This is a genomic window from Marinobacter antarcticus, from assembly GCF_900142385.1.
Classification (GTDB): Bacteria; Pseudomonadota; Gammaproteobacteria; order Pseudomonadales; family Oleiphilaceae; genus Marinobacter; species Marinobacter antarcticus.
On sequence record NZ_FRAQ01000005.1, the window covers coordinates 38,088 to 53,995 of the forward strand.

The following is a 15,908-nucleotide window of genomic DNA, read 5'->3' on the forward strand; positions in this document are numbered from 1 at the left end:
GGACCGGCTGGTGCCTGAATGACTCCGCCGCAGAATCCTGGCAGGCAAATGAGTCAACGGGATCAACAATCGGTTCATCTATACTGCGACGAACCTTAATAACGAACGGAGCCCATTGATGCGGCAGCTATCCGAACTGGACGCTTCCTTCCTATACCTCGAATCCGAGATCGCGCCGATGCATATCGGTAGCATCTACCTCTTCGATGCCAGCGAGCGGGAAACGCCTCTGGCGTTCAGTACCTTTGTTGCTTATCTGCGGAGCCGTCTTCACGTAGTGCCCGTTTTCCGCCAGCGCCTGAAGGAAATACCCCTTCGTCTGGGCCGGCCATACTGGATTGATGATCCTGATTTCAGCATTGAAAGGCACCTGGCCTATGTAAGCCTTGGCGAAAACAGCCGGGAAGCCAGCCTGATGACGCTTGCATCGAGGATTCTCGAAGAGCCTCTGAAGCGGGATCGCCCGCTTTGGCACATAACCTTCGTGGATGGTTTTCGGCTGGGCGAAGAGAAAGATGGAAAAGAAGGCTTCGCACTCATCGTCAAACTACATCATGCAGCCATTGATGCCTTCAGTGGCGAGGAAATCATCGGCAAACTGCTGGAGTACACGCCGGAACCGCAACGGATCAGCGCGCCACGCCCCTGGCAACCGCGTCCAGAGCCTTCAGAAGAACGGGTAATGATCCAGGCCGCTACCAACATCCTGCGCGCACCCTGGCGATTCGCCTCGCTGGCAGCAGGCGCTGCGGAGACAACTGCCCGGGGGCTGATCCAGAAGCAGCTGCTAAAAATCCCCCTGCCATTTCCCTTGTTTTCCGCACCTCACAGCCCATTCAACCGGCAGATCACGGCCAATCGCAAAATCGTATCCGCCAACATTGAATTATCCCGCCTCAAAGCGATCAAGGCGGCACTGGGTGATGTCACACTTAATGATGTGGTGCTGGGGCTTTGCGCGGAAACACTACGACGATATCTTGGCGAGCAGGGGGCAGACACGGGCCAGTCTCTGATTGCCATGACTCCCATCTCGGTGCGCTCAAGCACTCTGCGCAGAACCACCGGAAACCAGATGTCTGCCATGCTGCTGGACCTTGCCACTAACGAATCCGATCCGGCCCGGCGCATTCGCAGGATTCACTGGAACGCGGTGGCCTCAGAGCCATACCGGGAAGCCATCGCGGCAGACCGGCTCACAGAGCTTTTACCTTCAAGCATGTTGGCATTGTCAGCACGGCTGTATTCGGAGCTGCAGATTGCCCAGCGCTATCGGCCTGTGTTCAACCTGCCCATTACCAACGTGCCCGGCCCCCAAGTGCCCCTGTACTTGCAGGGCGCGAAACTGGCGCAGCAATATAATGCCGCACCGCTGTTCGACAGCATGGGGCTGGTTATTGTTGCCGTGAGCTATCAGGGCAGCCTGACACTCAACTTTACCATCTGCCCCGATGTCGTGGCCCAGGGCGATTCGCTCCGGAACCATGTCTGTGAAAGCCTGGAAGCCATCGAGGAAGCCGCCGGCGATCTGGATCCGGAGGAGATGCACACGCCTCTCATAGAAACCCGGAACCAGACACTGCTTGACGATACAATAAGCTTACTGGAAAGCGCGCTGAAGAAGCTTACGGGCCGCTTCAGGCGATAATGGCTGACGCAGCGCCAGCGCCGGGCGACTACTCGAACGCCCAGCGCAGGAATGCTTTTTTCTCTTCATCCGTAGCGGTTGCCCAGACGGCTTTTAAGCGGCTCAGCGAACTTATACCATCATTGGACCAGGCTTCGTCATTAGCAGCCTGATCACCCAGCACAGGCGTTCGCGCTGCCAAAGTGCTATCTGCGGGCGACCACTTTGAAGATTGGGCGAGCACCTTACCATCAGCCCCCACAATTGCCGCAGAGAACTCCGGAATCACCTGTTCTGCCTGCCGACGGGACTCCGGCTTGTCGAATTCAAATCGATACGTCTCATTGGGACTCGCCTCAAATCGCACGACCTGTGGTTCACTCTCGATCACGTGAACCTTCGACTCACCATTTTTCACAACTCCGGCTTTGGCCCAGATGGTTTTATAAGTGAATACAACCTCGTTCTCACCCGGAAGCAGCGCATAATCCAACGCCAGGTCATCCATCAGATAGTTGCTCATGGCACGTCCATTAACCCGGCTTACATGAATAGCACCAGGCGCTTTCAGCGTAGACGCATTCACCGCAGTGGCCGGGTTGCCCTCCCAGGTCTCAAGCTTGGTAACCGCCGATGAGCAGCCCACCAATACAGAGAGGAGCACCGCTGGAAGTAACGCCCGCCCCATCTGCAACCATCGGCTGGAATGGCTCAACTTAAACCTGCTAACACGTAAAACATGACTGATACTCATTTTATCTCCTTTACGATTCGGATGAGGCTTGGACGGGCGAAGGATGCAGCCAGTTATCGTGTATTCTGAACACAGCAGCAGCATAGGGCAACCGGATACGCAAAAGAGCGCAGAGCACGGTCAGGCCGCATGAGCGGTTATATAATTGTCAAAATATGTTGAATTTCCCAGGATTTGTATTAATTTTAAACAAACGTTCATCAATCATGCAGCGCCCGGAATACAGACACGAAGCAAGGGCACAGGAGCTGGCTATGAATACCCAGATCAGATCAGGAGAAGGAGGACGCATCCCCTTTCGTAGCAGTCGGTTTTTCTGCGTTGGAAACAAATGGTATTTCACGACTCGGGAGGGTTTCGACAGCGGACCTTTTGCTTCCAGAGATCGAGCTGAAATCGGGCTAAAACGCTTCCTGCACGTGGTCAGGATGCTTCCGGAAGAACAGCAGGTACACTAAACGCCCATCAAAGCACCAAGCACTTCTGAAGTACCCGGCAAGCCTCTTTCTAAAGGATGTAAGGCATCAGCCAGACATCAATTGCGAACAGGCACAGCAGTGCCATAACACCCGCAACCACGTCGTCCACCATGATCCCTAGCCCGCCAGGCAACCGCTCATCCAGCCAATTGATGGGCCAAGGCTTGAGAACATCGAAAAATCTGAAAATCAGAAACGCCAGCAACACACCATAGATATGCTCAGGGAAGAGCCCCAGCGTAATCCACATCCCTACAAACTCATCCCATACTATCCCGCCATGGTCGTGCACCTTCAGGTCAGCGGCTGTTTTTCCGCACAACCAGATACCCACCACGAACGCCATCCCAACAACAAACCAATAGGCAACCGGTGGCAACCAGGCAAATCCGTACCATAAAGGAATCGCCGCCAGGCTGCCCCAGGTTCCCGGAGCGCGGGGCGCGGCACCGCTACCAAACCCGAAGGCTAGAAGGTGTACAGGATTTTTCAGAAACCCCGGCGGCAGAATAGCCTGAGGTAAATCCGGCTCCGGCCACTGATCTTCCTGGCTCATGATTTTCTCCTGAAATGGTCAAACCCCACGGCATCAGCTTCTGACCCTACAGCAGCGCCATCAAGACGCAAACCCCGCGCCGACTCAATCACGCCGATAACCGTGAGCTGCTGCTTCAGTGACGAAGGCGCCCCAGCCCAGCTTGCCTCAGGAATGGTCGCACAAAGCTCGTAGTCATCTCCGGAGTGCAGAGCATAATCCTGGGCAGCAAGGCCTTTTAAACGTTTGAGTGCAGGCGACACTGGCAACCGGGCACGCTCAATACTCGCGCCGACCGAGGAAGCTTCAAGGATATGGCCAAGGTCTGCCAGCAAACCGTCGGATACATCAATAGCGGCAGTCGCGAGGCTCCTCAGGGCTACGCCCAGCGTCAGTCTCGGCTCAGGATGATGGTAGCGCTCAAGCACAAACTCCTCATCCGTGGAGGGGCTCAGTGCTTCGAGGTAGTCCAATGCAGCGCCGGCATCACCCAGGGTGCCGGATACCACAATCAGATCACCTGGCCTGGCACCGGAACGACGGATGGCAGCCCCATGTGGGACCAGACCGTGTACCTGCAAACTCAAAGCCAGAGGACCGCGGGTTGTGTCACCACCGGCAAGCACTAGCCCGAAAGACTCCGCAGCCTTTCCAAGCCCGAAAGCAAAGTCACGCAACCAGACCTCGTCAGCCTCGGGCAAAGTCAGAGCAAGAGTAAAGCAGGTTGGATCAGCACCCATTGCGGCAAGATCGCTGGCGGCCACCGCAAGCGATCTCCAGCCAAGATAATCAGGGCGATAGCTGAGGGGGAAATGCACACCCACAACCAGCGTATCAATAGAAAAAACCAGGTCAGAACCGGAGGGAACTTGCTGGATGGCACAGTCGTCGCCCGGCCCCACAAGGAGTGAGTGGGGGCCGTGCAAACGGGCTAACGGCATAAAATACTGCCGGATCAGCTCAAATTCACCCATCGGTCAGCGCGGACGGATCTCGGCGAGGCGCAAACGGCGGCCCAGCTTGTCGAGCACACTGTTAACGAACTTGTGCCCCTCTGTGCCACCGAATCTCTTTGCCAGCTCTATGCCTTCGTTGATCACCACTTTGTAAGGCACATCCAGGCGATACCGCAACTCATAGGCGCCCACGCGAACAATGGCAAGCTCCACGGGGTCGACCTCATGCAACGGTCGATCAAGAAATGGCTCAATCAGCTTATCGAGTTCTGCCTGCTCGCGATGGACGCCGCGCAGGACATCACGGAAGTACAGGGTATCGACCTTGGTCATGTCGTTGTCGACCATGAACTCGGCTTCGATATCCGAAATCGGGCTCTTGGTAAAGTGGCGCTGATAAAGCCCCTGCATTGCCAGAATCCGGGCACGACGGCGATCGCCAGCTTTTGGCTGGCCTGATGGCGCCGGGCGGGATGTTGTATCTTCAGTGTCGCTCATTACTCACCCAGCTTTTTGAACAGGCTGACCATTTCCAGCGCTGTGATAGCCGCTTCAGCGCCTTTGTTGCCGGCTTTGGTGCCGGAGCGCTCGATTGCCTGTTCGATAGAATCTACGGTCAGCACACCAAAGGTCACCGGCACGTCTGTTTCCAGGCTCACCGCACCGAGGCCACTGGCAGCTTCGCCTGCCACGTATTCAAAGTGCGGAGTTCCACCACGAATAACGGCACCCAGAGCAATGATGGCGTCGTAACCACCAGTTTCTGCAACGCGCTTCACGGCCAATGGCATTTCATAAGCCCCAGGCACTCGCACCAGAGTGATGTCGCTGTCGGCAATACCGTGGCGGCGCAGGGTATCGACCGCACCGCTTACCAGACTTTCCACCACAAAACCGTTAAAACGGCCAACCACCAGCGCATAGCGGCCGCTGCACTGGGTAAAATCACCTTCAATTACTTTGATATCTGCCATCGGTGGCTCCTTCTCGGGCCGCAGCCGCAGTGCTGCAACCTGGTTTATCAGTCTGGGGTATAGGGAATGTACTCAACGACTTCCAGATCAAATCCGGAAATTGCCGAGTATTTTACAGGCGGGCTCAGCAGACGCATTTTGCTTACGCCAATGTCCCGCAGAATCTGGGAGCCGGTGCCTACGGTGAAATACACACCGGAACTACCCTTGCCAGCGGGCCCCTGCCCCTGATCAAAAAACTCCTGAATGCGGTCTTCCAGATTATAGCTGTCCTCAGCGCTGTTCAGCAGAACCACGACGCCACTGCCTTCCGCTGCGACTTTCTCAAGCGCATGGTGCAACGGCCAGCTACGGGAATCCTTGCGACGGGCGCCCAGCAGGTCCCGGAGGGTATCGGTAATGTGAACACGCACCAACACCGGGTCATCCACCGGAATCTCGCCAAATATCATGGCCAGATGCGTAGAACCCTGAATAATATCCTTATAGGTGCGTAGCTTGAACACGCCGTATTCGGTATCGAGCTGATTTTCTTCAACACACTCGACGGTACGCTCATGCAGGGTACGATAGTGAATCAGGTCAGCAATGGTGCCGATCTTCAGGTCGTGCTCTTCGGCAAAACGCTCAAGATCTTCCCGCCGCGCCATGGAACCATCGTCGTTCATGATTTCACAGATAACGCCCGCTGGCTCACAGTCTGCAAGTGCCGCCAGATCACAGGATGCTTCTGTGTGGCCGGCGCGGCTAAGCACACCACCCGGATCAGACATAAGCGGGAAAATATGCCCGGGCTGAACCAGGTCCGACACCTTGGCATTGCGGGCTACCGCTGCCTGCACAGTGCGGGCGCGGTCCGCCGCCGAAATTCCGGTGGTCACGCCCGTAGCCGCTTCGATGGAGAGCGTAAACTTGGTACCAAAACCGGAGGCGTTCTGCTGAACCATTAGCGGCAGGCCCAGCTGTTCGCAGCGGTCACGGGTCATGGGCATGCAGATGAGGCCGCGGCCAAAACGGGCCATGAAGTTAATGGCTTCGGCAGAGCAATGCTCCGCTGCCATCACCAGGTCACCTTCGTTTTCCCGGTCTTCATCATCCATCAGGATAACCATCTTGCCCTGGCGGATGTCCTCGATGATTTCTTCAACGCTGTTCAGTGCCATACTGTTTCGCATCCTTTCAATGCACCCATTGCCGCCTCAGGCAGCAACCTTGGGACACACTGTGAATTTAAACGTTTAGCGGCGAACCAGGATCAGACGTTGGTCTTCTCCTACCTGTCGCCGGTCCTGTACGATCCATTCGATCTTGTCAGCCATACTCTCCAGCGGGAGATGCGCCGTCGGCCGGCCGGTACTGCCCAGGAATATCGGAGCCTGGTAAAGCCAGAGTTCGTCTACCAGTTGTTCACTGATAAAAGTGCCTGCCAGCGTTGGTCCGGCTTCCACCAGCAGCTCATTAATGCCCATTCCCCCAAGCGAATCCAAAAGCTCGGAGACATCAATGCCGTTATCTTTCCAGGCAACGCCGGCCAGGCGAATTCCCAATGCCGCAAGATCCTGTGCCGGCGCCGTTGCAAGTGTGGACGAGGCGCAAAACACCTGAACCTTGCCGCCGCGCAGAATGGTCGCGGAGGGAGGCGTTCTCGCGTCCCTGTCGGCGATCACTCGCAACGGCTGCCGGGATGGCTCGGTGGCATCACCTATATCCCCGAGCTCTTCACGGCGAACGGTTAAGGAGGGGTCGTCTGCAAGCACCGTTCCTACACCGGTAAGAATGGCATCACTGACAGCCCTTAGCCGCTGAACATCGCGGCGGGCTTCATCACCGGTGATCCACTGGCTTTCACCCGAGGCCATGGCGGTGCGGCCATCCAGGCTGGCAGCCATCTTGAGCCGAACCCAGGGGCGGCCGGTATTCATGCGCTTCATGAACCCGGGGTTCAGGCGCGCCGCTTCATCTGCCAAAAGCCCTTCTCTGACTCTGATACCGGCTTCACGGAGCATCTCCAGCCCCCTTCCAGAGACCGATGGATTCGGATCTTTAGTGGCTGCAAAGACGCGCGACACACCCGCATCAATCAGCGCCCGCGCGCAAGGCGGCGTGCGGCCAAAATGACTACAGGGTTCGAGTGTGACATAAGCGGTGGCACCACGGGCAGCCGGGCCGGCCTGGCTGAGTGCGCGGGTTTCCGCATGGGCCTCTCCGGCGCGTTCATGCCAGCCTTCGCCCAGAATCTTGTCACCACGAGCTATTACGCAGCCAACCCGCGGGTTGGGATGCGTTGAATAGCGGCCCCGCCATGCAAGCTGCACGGCCCGGGCCATCATGGACCGTTCCCGGAGCTCGGTCATTTTTTTCCTTCAGGGGCGCGGGTATCCGCCAGCGCTTTCGCGACATCAACCGCCGCCTCGCCATTGGTGGCCGAGAGTCTCTCGATTTCTTCCTTGAATTCGTTGATATCCTGAAAGCTGCGATAAACGGAAGCAAACCGGACGTAGGCAACTTTGTCGAGCTGACGTAGCTCGGTCATTACCTCTTCACCCAGCTGCATGGACTTAACCTCACGCTCACCGGTCGCCCGCAGACGGTATTTGATACGATTCAGCGCCGCATCGATCTGCTCGATACTCACCGGGCGCTTTTCCAGAGCCTTCATGATCCCTGAGCGCAGCTTCTCTTCATCAAAAGGCTGCCGGATGCCGTCCTGCTTAACCACTCTGGGCATCACCAGCTCGGCCGACTCAAACGTAGTAAAGCGCTCACGACAGGAAAGGCACTCTCTGCGGCGGCGTACCTGATCGCCCTCGGCCACAAGACGCGAGTCAATAACTTTGGTATCTGCTTCACCACAGAAAGGACAATGCATAGTCAGGAACTCCGAAGAGAAAGCCGGGCAGCGCGGGTTGGTACGCGCCCTGCCTGGCAGGTCTTACCAGACGCTTAGCCGTATACCGGGAAACGCGCGCACAGGGCTTCAGCCTGCTCGCGAACGCGGTTGATTACGGCTTCGTCTTCCAGATTGTCAAGGATATCGCAGATCCAGCCTGCCAGCTCACGGCATTCTTCCTCACCAAAACCACGGGTGGTGATGGCGGGTGTGCCGAGGCGCAGACCGGAGGTCACAAACGGCGAGCGTGGATCGTTGGGAACCGCGTTCTTGTTCACCGTAATGTGTGCACGCCCCAAGGCGGCATCTGCATCCTTACCCGTAATGTCCTGTTTGATCAGGCTTACCAGGAACAAATGGTTCTTGGTGCCGCCGGAAACCACGTCGTAGCCGCGATCAACAAATACATCAGCCATGGCAGAAGCGTTCTTGACCACCTGCTGCTGGTAGGTCTTGAACTCGTCGCTCATGGCTTCTTTAAAGCAGATTGCCTTGGCGGCAATCACATGCATCAACGGACCACCCTGCCCGCCCGGGAATACTGCAGAGTTCAGCTTCTTGTGCAGCGCTTCGTCGTCACAGGCCAGAATCAGGCCACCACGGGGGCCTCGCAGTGTTTTGTGCGTGGTGGTAGTTACCACATGCGCGTGGGGCATAGGGTCAGGATACACACCAGCGGCGACAAGACCGGCCACGTGGGCCATGTCTACAAACAGATAGGCATCGACCTTGTCAGCAATGGCGCGGAAACGGGCAAAGTCCAGTTCCTGGGAGTACGCAGAGAAACCGGCAATGATCATCTTCGGCTTGTGCTCAACCGCCAGGGCTTCCAGCTCATCGTAATCAATCAGGCCAGTATCGGTGTTGATACCATACTGCACTGCGTTATAGATCTTGCCGGAAAAGTTCACACTGGCACCGTGGGTCAGATGACCACCGTGGGCCAGGCTCATCCCCAGAACCGTATCACCTGGCTTTACCAGAGCCATGAAGACGGCCGAGTTCGCCTGTGAGCCGGAATGCGGCTGTACATTAGCGTAGGCGGCACCAAACAGCTCTTTGGCGCGATCAATCGCCAGTTGCTCAGCGATGTCTACAAACTCGCAGCCTCCATAGTAGCGCTTGCCGGGATAACCCTCAGCGTACTTGTTAGTAAGGTCACTGCCCTGAGCTTCCATGACCCGCGGACTGGTGTAGTTCTCGGATGCAATCAGCTCAATATGAGCCTCCTGACGCTTGCTTTCCGCCTGCATGGCGTTCCAGAGTTCGTCGTCGAAACCGGCGATTTTCATATCACGATTAAACATCGATGCGCTGCCCCTGTGTGCTTGGCTGACCCGGAGAGTCTTGGAAATAGCCCCCGGAATCCCTGAAAATTCGGGCCGCTATTCTAGCCCATTAATGGGTTAAAAATCACCCTTTATGCGGTTCGCAGATACCACCATGCAGATATCTTCCGTTTTCCTGAAATTGCTATAGCTCCAAGGTTTCGATACCTTACAAGCCCAATTACCAATCCTAATTACAAGGTTCAGTGAGGCGCTGGCCAAACGCGCCTCCGAAACCTTTTCACATCTCGTTTTTAAAGAGGGTAATGCTATTATGGCCCAGTACGTATACAGCATGAACCGCGTGGGCAAGGTGGTTCCGCCCAAGCGCGAAATTCTCAAGGATATTTCCCTGAGCTTCTTCCCGGGCGCCAAGATCGGCGTACTTGGCCTTAACGGTTCCGGCAAATCCACCCTTTTACGAATTATGGCGGGCCTGGATCAGGATTACATCGGCGAAGCCCGTCCCCAACCCGGCATCAATGTAGGTTATCTGCCCCAGGAACCGGAGCTGGACGACAGCAAAACTGTTAAGGAAGTTGTTGATGAGGCCGTGGCGGAGGTTCACAACGCCTTGGCCGAACTGGATCAGGTTTACTCCGACTACGCTGAGCCGGATGCGGATTTCGACGCCCTGGCCAAAAAACAGGGCAAACTTGAAGCTCTGATTCAGGCCACCGATGGTCACGACATCGAACGCAAAATGGAAGTAGCCGCCGACGCCCTGCGCCTGCCCGCCTGGGATCAGCCGGTGAAAAACCTGTCCGGTGGTGAGCGTCGCCGGGTAGCCCTGTGCCGCCTGCTGCTTTCCGGCCCGGACATGCTGCTGCTGGACGAGCCTACCAACCATCTGGACGCCGAATCCGTAGCCTGGCTGGAGCGCTTCCTGCACGATTACGAAGGCACAGTGGTTGCCATCACCCACGACCGCTACTTCCTCGACAACGTTGCGGGCTGGATTCTGGAACTGGACCGCGGCCAGGGTATTCCGTTTGAAGGCAACTATAGCCAGTGGCTGGAAAACAAGGAACAGCGCCTGACCACCGAAGCCAAGCAGGAAGCCTCGCACCAGAAGGCCGTTAAGCAGGAACTGGAGTGGGTGCGCAGCAACGCCAAGGGCCGGCAATCCAAGAGCAAAGCCCGCCTTGCCCGCTTCGAAGAAATGAGCTCGCAGGACTTCCAGAAGCGCAATGAAACCAACGAACTCTATATTCCACCCGGGCCCCGTCTTGGTGACAAGGTCATCGAAGTAGAAGGCATCAGCAAAGCTTTTGGTGATCATCTGCTCTATGAAGATGTTTCCTTCACCGTACCGCCGGGCGCTATCGTCGGCATCATCGGTGGCAACGGTGCAGGTAAATCTACCCTGTTCCGCATGATCGTCGGCCAGGACCAGCCCAACTCCGGCACCATCACGGTGGGTGAAACAGTCAAGCTGGCCTATGTCGATCAGAGTCGCGATCTGGACGGATCAAAAACCGTCTGGGAACTGCTTAGTGAAGGCCAGGACATCATTAAGGTCGGCAACTACGAAACCCCATCGAGAGCCTATGCAGGCCGCTTTAACTTCAAAGGCGCAGACCAGCAAAAGCGCGTAGGCGACCTGTCTGGTGGTGAGCGAAACCGCCTGCACCTGGCAGCACTGCTGAAGGAAGGCGGCAACGTACTGCTGCTGGACGAACCTACCAACGATCTGGATGTGGAAACCCTGCGTGCCCTGGAAGAAGCCCTGCTGAACTTCCCCGGCTCTGCCATGGTTATCTCGCACGACCGCTGGTTCCTTGACCGCGTAGCCACGCACATTCTGGCATTTGAGGATGACGGCGAGGTGATCTACTACGAAGGCAACTTCAGCGACTACGACGAAGACCACAAGAAGCGCAAAGGGGATTCGGCGATGGTGCCCAAGCGCATGAAGTACAAGAAGCTGGCCTGATGGCAAAAGCTAAAACCGCCTATGTCTGCACCGAGTGTGGTGCAGACTATTCCAAATGGCAGGGCCAGTGTACGGCCTGCCAGACCTGGAACACCATCAGCGAAGTCCGTGGCGTCAGTAGTAATACCAAAGGTGCTCGTGGTGTCCGCTTTGAAGGTTTTGCGGGCAGCCTGTCGGCCGTGCAGAGCCTGGACGAGGTAAGCCTCGCCGAGCAGGAGCGCATCAGCACCGGCATGCAGGAGTTCGACAGGGTTCTTGGTGGCGGCCTTGTGGAAGGTTCCGCCGTGCTGATGGGAGGTCATCCCGGTGCCGGCAAGAGTACCTTGCTGCTTCAGGCTGTATGCCACCTGGCTGCCAGCGTTCCCGCACTCTACGTGACCGGTGAGGAATCCCTGCAGCAGGTCGCCATGCGCGCCAAACGCCTGGGCCTGCCCACCAAAGATCTGAAAATGCTTTCTGAGACCAGTGTCGAGCGGGTCATGCAGGTTGCGGAAGCGGAAGAACCACGGATCCTGGTGGTGGACAGTATTCAAGTGATGCACGTGGCGGACAGCGAATCCGCTCCGGGCTCGGTTACCCAGGTTCGCGAAAGCGCAGCGTTTCTGACCCGCTTTGCCAAGCAGACAGGCACCATTCTGTTTCTGGTTGGCCACGTCACCAAGGACGGCAGCCTTGCCGGCCCGAAGGTACTGGAGCATATGATCGACTGCTCTATCCTGCTGGAAGGCTCCAGTGACAGCCGTTACCGCACTTTACGCGGTATCAAGAACCGCTTTGGGGCGGTGAATGAGTTAGGCGTATTTGCCATGCTGGAGCAGGGCCTGAAGGAAGTTAAAAACCCCAGTGCGATTTTTCTGAACCGCGGCGAAGAAGCAGCTCCGGGCAGTGTGGTTATGGTGGTCTGGGAAGGCACCCGGCCCATGCTGGTAGAAATTCAGGCGTTGGTGGACATGGCCCAGGGCGGATACCCGCGGCGAGTGGCTGTTGGCCTGGATCAGAACCGTCTGGCGATGCTTTTGGCCGTGTTGCACCGTCACGGCGGTTTGCATGTGTCGGATCAGGATGTGTTTGTGAACGTTGTGGGTGGCGTGAAGGTCAACGAGACCAGCGCTGACTTGGCTCTTCTGGCTGCGATTGTGTCTTCATTCCGTGATCGTGCCCTGCCCCAGAATCTGGTGATTTTCGGGGAGGTCGGGTTATCAGGGGAGATTCGGCCGGTGCCCAGCGGTCAGGAGCGGATTAACGAGGCCGCGAAGCATGGCTTTACTCGCGCTCTGGTCCCCAAAGCCAATGCTCCCCGCAAGCCTATTGCGGGAATGAAAGTGATTCCTGTGACCAAACTCAGTGAGGCGATTACGGCATTGGAGGAGCTTTAGACTTGAACCCCAGGCTGCCGGCTACGGCAGCCTGTCAGAAAAAGCTCTATAGTTTGCTAATCAATGAGATGAGCGAACTCCCGATCAAGAAGAACCTGATCCCCAAGGTTCAACTCAACCAGACGCTTCAGGTGTGTGGCGCTTTCCAGGTCGATGTACTGGCATTTAAAGCCGAGCCTGTGTGCCTCGACGTGCTTTAACTCGACCGCCATAACAATCCCGGCCTGCTGTCCATCCAGATGAACGACCACCTCACAGGGTTGGTTCAACGGCACATCCCACCCTTCCGGCCGCTTGACCAGAACACCTTTCAAGGAAATATCCAGCACCTCTGTTGTCCACAGCCTTTCAAGGGCATGCAGCTCACATGGGGCGTCGAAGCTTATGCGATGGAACTTCCGTTTTTCTGTGGCTTTGGCGGGCACGGGCTGCTCCTTTATTGCTGATGGTACTCGGGGCTCAGCTCAACAACAGCCTCGATGAACGCTTTGGCGTGCTCGGGATCCACATCCGGAGTAATGCCGTGGCCAAGGTTGAAAATATGGCCGGGGCCAGAGCCATAGCGACGCAGGATGTCACCCACTTCCTCACGAATACGAGCCGGCGGAGCATAAAGCATAGTTGGGTCCATATTGCCCTGCAAGGCAACACGATCACCCACGCGTGCGCGAGCATCGCCGATATCCGTTGTCCAGTCCAGACCAACGGCATCAGCCCCCGAATCCGCGATTGACTCAAGCCACTGGCCGCCATTTTTGGTGAACAGGATCACTGGGACATGGCGTCCATCATTCTCGCGGATCAGGTTATCAACAATCTTCTTCATGTAGCGAAGAGAAAACTCTTCATACGCCCAACTGCTCAGTACGCCACCCCAGGTATCAAAAATCTGAATCGCCTGGGCGCCTGCCTTGATCTGGCCGTTGAGGTAATCGATTACCGCATCAGCGAGGTGATCCAGCAAGCTGTGCATGACCTCCGGTTGGCTGTACATGAGTTTTTTGGCCTCGCGGAAGTCCTTGGAGGAACCGCCTTCGACCATATAGGTTGCCAGCGTCCAGGGGCTACCGGAGAAGCCGATCAGGGGAACTCTGCCATTGAGCGCGCTCCGGATGGTGGAAACGGCGTTCATCACATAATCAAGGTCTACTTCTGCCTTAATGTTCGGCAGCGCATCAACATCCGCTTTGGAACGAATGGTGTGCTTGAACTTGGGGCCTTCACCGGCTTCAAAGTATAGCCCGAGACCCAGGGCATCCGGAATGGTAAGAATATCCGAGAACAGAATCGCGGCATCCAACGGAAAGCGTTCGAGAGGCTGGAGGGTTACTTCGCATGCCAGAGGCGTGTTCTTGCACAAGCTGAGAAAGTCACCTGCTTTCTCCCGGGTAGCGCGATACTCGGGCAGATAACGGCCGGCCTGGCGCATCATCCATACCGGGGTACGATCAACAGGCTGGCGCATCAGGGCGCGCAGTAAGCGGTCATTCTTCAGCTCGGTCATAGGGATTCCAACTTTGTCTCTCAGATGGTCTTAATGGAACGGGAGCAATGATACCCCGTTTGCCACAATAAAAAAGGGCGGCTTACCCTTAGTAAGCCGCCCTGCCAATCCGGATCAAACGGTTTGTCAGATATCCAGATAATCCATGATGCCCTCAGCCGCCTGGCGGCCTTCCCAGATCGCGGTAACAACAAGATCCGAGCCCCGAACCATATCGCCACCCGCGAAGATCTTCGGGTTGCTGGTCTGGAAGCCGTATTGCGCCTCTTCCGGGGCGGTTACCCGGCCGGAATCGTCAGTGGTGATCGCAAGTTCGTCAAACCATTCAGCCGGGCTCGGGCGGAAGCCGAACGCGACCAATACGGCATCTGCAGGTATAACTTCCTCGCTGCCCGGAATCACCTCGGGCCGGCGACGGCCGTTTTCATCCGGCTCGCCAAGCTCCGTTGATACCACTTTCACACCTTCAACCTTATCCTCACCGATAATGGCTATGGGCTGGCGATTGAACAGGAATTTCACGCCCTCTTCCCTGGCATTCGACACCTCGCGACGTGAACCCGGCATATTGGCTTCGTCGCGACGATAGGCGCAGGCCACACTCTCTGCCTGCTGGCGAATAGACGTGCGATTGCAGTCCATGGCGGTATCACCACCACCCAGCACCACCACGCGTTTGCCTTTCATATTGATGAAATCAGCCGCGTCTTTTTCAAAGCCAAGCCGACGGTTAACGTTGGACACCAGAAACGGCAGCGCATCATAGACCCCAGGTAGGTCTTCGCCCGGAAAGCCGCCCTTCATGTAGGTGTAGGTCCCCATGCCCATGAACACCGCATCATACTCTTCGAGGATATCCTGTAGTTGAACGTCTTTACCCACCTCGGTGGACAAACGGAACTCGACGCCCATTTCCTCAAACACCTGGCGCCGCCGGGTCATCACGGATTTTTCCAGCTTGAATTCGGGAATGCCGAATGTCAGCAGGCCACCAATCTCCGGGTAGATATCAAACACTACCGGCTTTACGCCGTTGCGAACCAGCACATCGGCGCAGCCAAGACCCGCAGGGCCCGCGCCGATAACCGCCACTTTTTTGTCCGTCCATTTGACCGCTGACACGTCTGGCTTCCAGCCCAGGGCGAAGGCCGTATCGGTGATGTACTTTTCAACCGAACCAATGGTAACGGCGCCGAAGCCGTCGTTAAGGGTGCAGGCGCCCTCACATAACCTGTCTTGCGGGCAGACCCTGCCGCACACTTCAGGCAGCGAGTTGGTCTGATGACACAACTCGACAGCTTTCATGATATTGCCTTCAGAAACCAGCTTCAGCCAGTTGGGAATGTAGTTGTGCACCGGGCACTTCCATTCACAATAAGGGTTACCGCATTCCAGGCAGCGGTGGGACTGGGACGATGCGTTATCGGCTGTATAGGGCCGATAGATTTCGCCAAATTCTTTTTTGCGCTTCTTCGCGGGGACTTTCTTCGGGTCTACCCGCCCTACTTCCACAAACTGAAAATCGTTACTAAGTCGTTCTTTCATGTTG

16 protein-coding genes are annotated in these 15,908 nt (G+C 56.6%); 4 read left to right on the plus strand and 12 right to left on the minus strand.

From position 1 onward, the window contains the following. The first annotated feature begins 118 nt into the window (after nucleotides 1-118). Complete coding sequence (locus BUA49_RS16560) at nucleotides 119-1,648, plus strand: WS/DGAT/MGAT family O-acyltransferase (RefSeq protein ID WP_072799606.1); 1,530 nt, start codon at nucleotides 119-121, stop codon at nucleotides 1,646-1,648. 28 nt (nucleotides 1,649-1,676) lie between these two features. Here BUA49_RS16560 and BUA49_RS16565 read toward each other — a convergent pair whose 3' ends face one another. Then, nucleotides 1,677-2,315: a DUF2057 family protein gene (locus BUA49_RS16565; RefSeq protein ID WP_407656720.1), complete on the minus strand. Its 639-nt coding sequence runs from the start codon at nucleotides 2,313-2,315 to the stop codon at nucleotides 1,677-1,679. Between the two features lie 320 nt (nucleotides 2,316-2,635). Between BUA49_RS16565 and BUA49_RS18120 the strand changes: the two genes are divergently transcribed. Beyond that, the gene (locus BUA49_RS18120) at nucleotides 2,636-2,839 is read left to right on the plus strand and encodes a DUF6316 family protein (protein WP_072799609.1); all 204 of its coding nucleotides are present in this window, start codon (nucleotides 2,636-2,638) and stop codon (nucleotides 2,837-2,839) included. A 49-nt stretch (nucleotides 2,840-2,888) separates the two neighbouring features. On the opposite strand, the gene BUA49_RS16575 is transcribed toward BUA49_RS18120, so the two are convergent. From BUA49_RS16575 to glyA, 8 genes are all read right to left on the minus strand, one after another. Then, nucleotides 2,889-3,416 carry a phosphatidylglycerophosphatase A family protein gene (locus tag BUA49_RS16575; protein WP_072799610.1) on the minus strand — a complete coding sequence of 176 codons (528 nt, stop codon included), beginning with the start codon at nucleotides 3,414-3,416 and terminating at the stop codon, nucleotides 2,889-2,891. Next, nucleotides 3,413-4,369 (minus strand): thiamine-phosphate kinase, encoded by a 957-nt coding sequence (gene thiL / locus BUA49_RS16580; RefSeq protein WP_072799612.1) that lies wholly within the window; start codon nucleotides 4,367-4,369, stop codon nucleotides 3,413-3,415. Before thiL ends, BUA49_RS16575 begins: the two co-directional genes overlap by 4 nt. 3 nt (nucleotides 4,370-4,372) lie before the next feature. Then, nucleotides 4,373-4,849 carry a transcription antitermination factor NusB gene (gene nusB / locus BUA49_RS16585; RefSeq protein ID WP_072799614.1) on the minus strand — a complete coding sequence of 159 codons (477 nt, stop codon included), beginning with the start codon at nucleotides 4,847-4,849 and terminating at the stop codon, nucleotides 4,373-4,375. After that, nucleotides 4,849-5,325, minus strand: coding sequence for a 6,7-dimethyl-8-ribityllumazine synthase (gene ribH, locus BUA49_RS16590; protein WP_072799616.1), 477 nt, complete (start codon nucleotides 5,323-5,325; stop codon nucleotides 4,849-4,851). The genes nusB and ribH overlap by 1 nt, the downstream gene beginning before the upstream one ends. 47 nt (nucleotides 5,326-5,372) lie before the next feature. Continuing rightward, nucleotides 5,373-6,488, minus strand: coding sequence for a bifunctional 3,4-dihydroxy-2-butanone-4-phosphate synthase/GTP cyclohydrolase II (gene ribBA / locus BUA49_RS16595; protein WP_072799617.1), 1,116 nt, complete (start codon nucleotides 6,486-6,488; stop codon nucleotides 5,373-5,375). 75 nt (nucleotides 6,489-6,563) lie between these two features. After that, a complete protein-coding gene (ribD, locus tag BUA49_RS16600) occupies nucleotides 6,564-7,679 on the minus strand; it encodes a bifunctional diaminohydroxyphosphoribosylaminopyrimidine deaminase/5-amino-6-(5-phosphoribosylamino)uracil reductase RibD (protein WP_072799619.1) in 1,116 nt (371 codons plus the stop codon). Further along, the gene (gene nrdR, locus BUA49_RS16605) at nucleotides 7,676-8,194 is read right to left on the minus strand and encodes a transcriptional regulator NrdR (protein WP_072799620.1); all 519 of its coding nucleotides are present in this window, start codon (nucleotides 8,192-8,194) and stop codon (nucleotides 7,676-7,678) included. Before nrdR ends, ribD begins: the two co-directional genes overlap by 4 nt. Nucleotides 8,195-8,268: 74 nt before the next feature. After that, a complete protein-coding gene (gene glyA / locus BUA49_RS16610; protein WP_072799622.1) occupies nucleotides 8,269-9,522 on the minus strand; it encodes a serine hydroxymethyltransferase in 1,254 nt (417 codons plus the stop codon). 295 nt (nucleotides 9,523-9,817) lie between these two features. Between glyA and ettA the strand changes: the two genes are divergently transcribed. Continuing rightward, a complete protein-coding gene (gene ettA, locus BUA49_RS16615) occupies nucleotides 9,818-11,479 on the plus strand; it encodes an energy-dependent translational throttle protein EttA (protein ID WP_072799624.1) in 1,662 nt (553 codons plus the stop codon). Beyond that, nucleotides 11,479-12,855, plus strand: coding sequence for a DNA repair protein RadA (gene radA, locus BUA49_RS16620; protein ID WP_072799626.1), 1,377 nt, complete (start codon nucleotides 11,479-11,481; stop codon nucleotides 12,853-12,855). Before ettA ends, radA begins: the two co-directional genes overlap by 1 nt. A gap of 56 nt (nucleotides 12,856-12,911) precedes the next feature. Here the strand turns inward: radA and BUA49_RS16625 are convergent, their stop codons facing one another. From BUA49_RS16625 to BUA49_RS16635, 3 genes are all read right to left on the minus strand, one after another. Continuing rightward, nucleotides 12,912-13,280: a PilZ domain-containing protein gene (locus tag BUA49_RS16625; protein ID WP_072799627.1), complete on the minus strand. Its 369-nt coding sequence runs from the start codon at nucleotides 13,278-13,280 to the stop codon at nucleotides 12,912-12,914. A gap of 11 nt (nucleotides 13,281-13,291) precedes the next feature. Then, a complete protein-coding gene (hemE, locus tag BUA49_RS16630) occupies nucleotides 13,292-14,359 on the minus strand; it encodes a uroporphyrinogen decarboxylase (RefSeq protein ID WP_072799629.1) in 1,068 nt (355 codons plus the stop codon). Between the two features lie 126 nt (nucleotides 14,360-14,485). After that, nucleotides 14,486-15,904 (minus strand): FAD-dependent oxidoreductase, encoded by a 1,419-nt coding sequence (locus BUA49_RS16635; RefSeq protein ID WP_072799630.1) that lies wholly within the window; start codon nucleotides 15,902-15,904, stop codon nucleotides 14,486-14,488. Nucleotides 15,905-15,908: the final 4 nt, after the last annotated feature.

Bases quoted from the DNA above. Each gene is read 5' to 3' on its own strand.
- nrdR (WP_072799620.1), bottom strand. From the start codon at position 8,194: ATGCATTGTCCTTTCTGTGGTGAAGCAGATACCAAAGTTATTGACTCG.
- nusB (WP_072799614.1), bottom strand. From the start codon at position 4,849: ATGAGCGACACTGAAGATACAACATCCCGCCCGGCGCCATCAGGCCAG.
- ettA (WP_072799624.1), top strand. From the start codon at position 9,818: ATGGCCCAGTACGTATACAGCATGAACCGCGTGGGCAAGGTGGTTCCG.
- BUA49_RS16575 (WP_072799610.1), bottom strand. From the start codon at position 3,416: ATGAGCCAGGAAGATCAGTGGCCGGAGCCGGATTTACCTCAGGCTATT.
- BUA49_RS18120 (WP_072799609.1), top strand. From the start codon at position 2,636: ATGAATACCCAGATCAGATCAGGAGAAGGAGGACGCATCCCCTTTCGT.
- ribH (WP_072799616.1), bottom strand. From the start codon at position 5,325: ATGGCAGATATCAAAGTAATTGAAGGTGATTTTACCCAGTGCAGCGGC.
- BUA49_RS16560 (WP_072799606.1), top strand. From the start codon at position 119: ATGCGGCAGCTATCCGAACTGGACGCTTCCTTCCTATACCTCGAATCC.
- glyA (WP_072799622.1), bottom strand. From the start codon at position 9,522: ATGTTTAATCGTGATATGAAAATCGCCGGTTTCGACGACGAACTCTGG.
- ribD (WP_072799619.1), bottom strand. From the start codon at position 7,679: ATGACCGAGCTCCGGGAACGGTCCATGATGGCCCGGGCCGTGCAGCTT.
- BUA49_RS16635 (WP_072799630.1), bottom strand. From the start codon at position 15,904: ATGAAAGAACGACTTAGTAACGATTTTCAGTTTGTGGAAGTAGGGCGG.
- BUA49_RS16565 (WP_407656720.1), bottom strand. From the start codon at position 2,315: ATGGGGCGGGCGTTACTTCCAGCGGTGCTCCTCTCTGTATTGGTGGGC.
- thiL (WP_072799612.1), bottom strand. From the start codon at position 4,369: ATGGGTGAATTTGAGCTGATCCGGCAGTATTTTATGCCGTTAGCCCGT.
- hemE (WP_072799629.1), bottom strand. From the start codon at position 14,359: ATGACCGAGCTGAAGAATGACCGCTTACTGCGCGCCCTGATGCGCCAG.
- ribBA (WP_072799617.1), bottom strand. From the start codon at position 6,488: ATGGCACTGAACAGCGTTGAAGAAATCATCGAGGACATCCGCCAGGGC.
- radA (WP_072799626.1), top strand. From the start codon at position 11,479: ATGGCAAAAGCTAAAACCGCCTATGTCTGCACCGAGTGTGGTGCAGAC.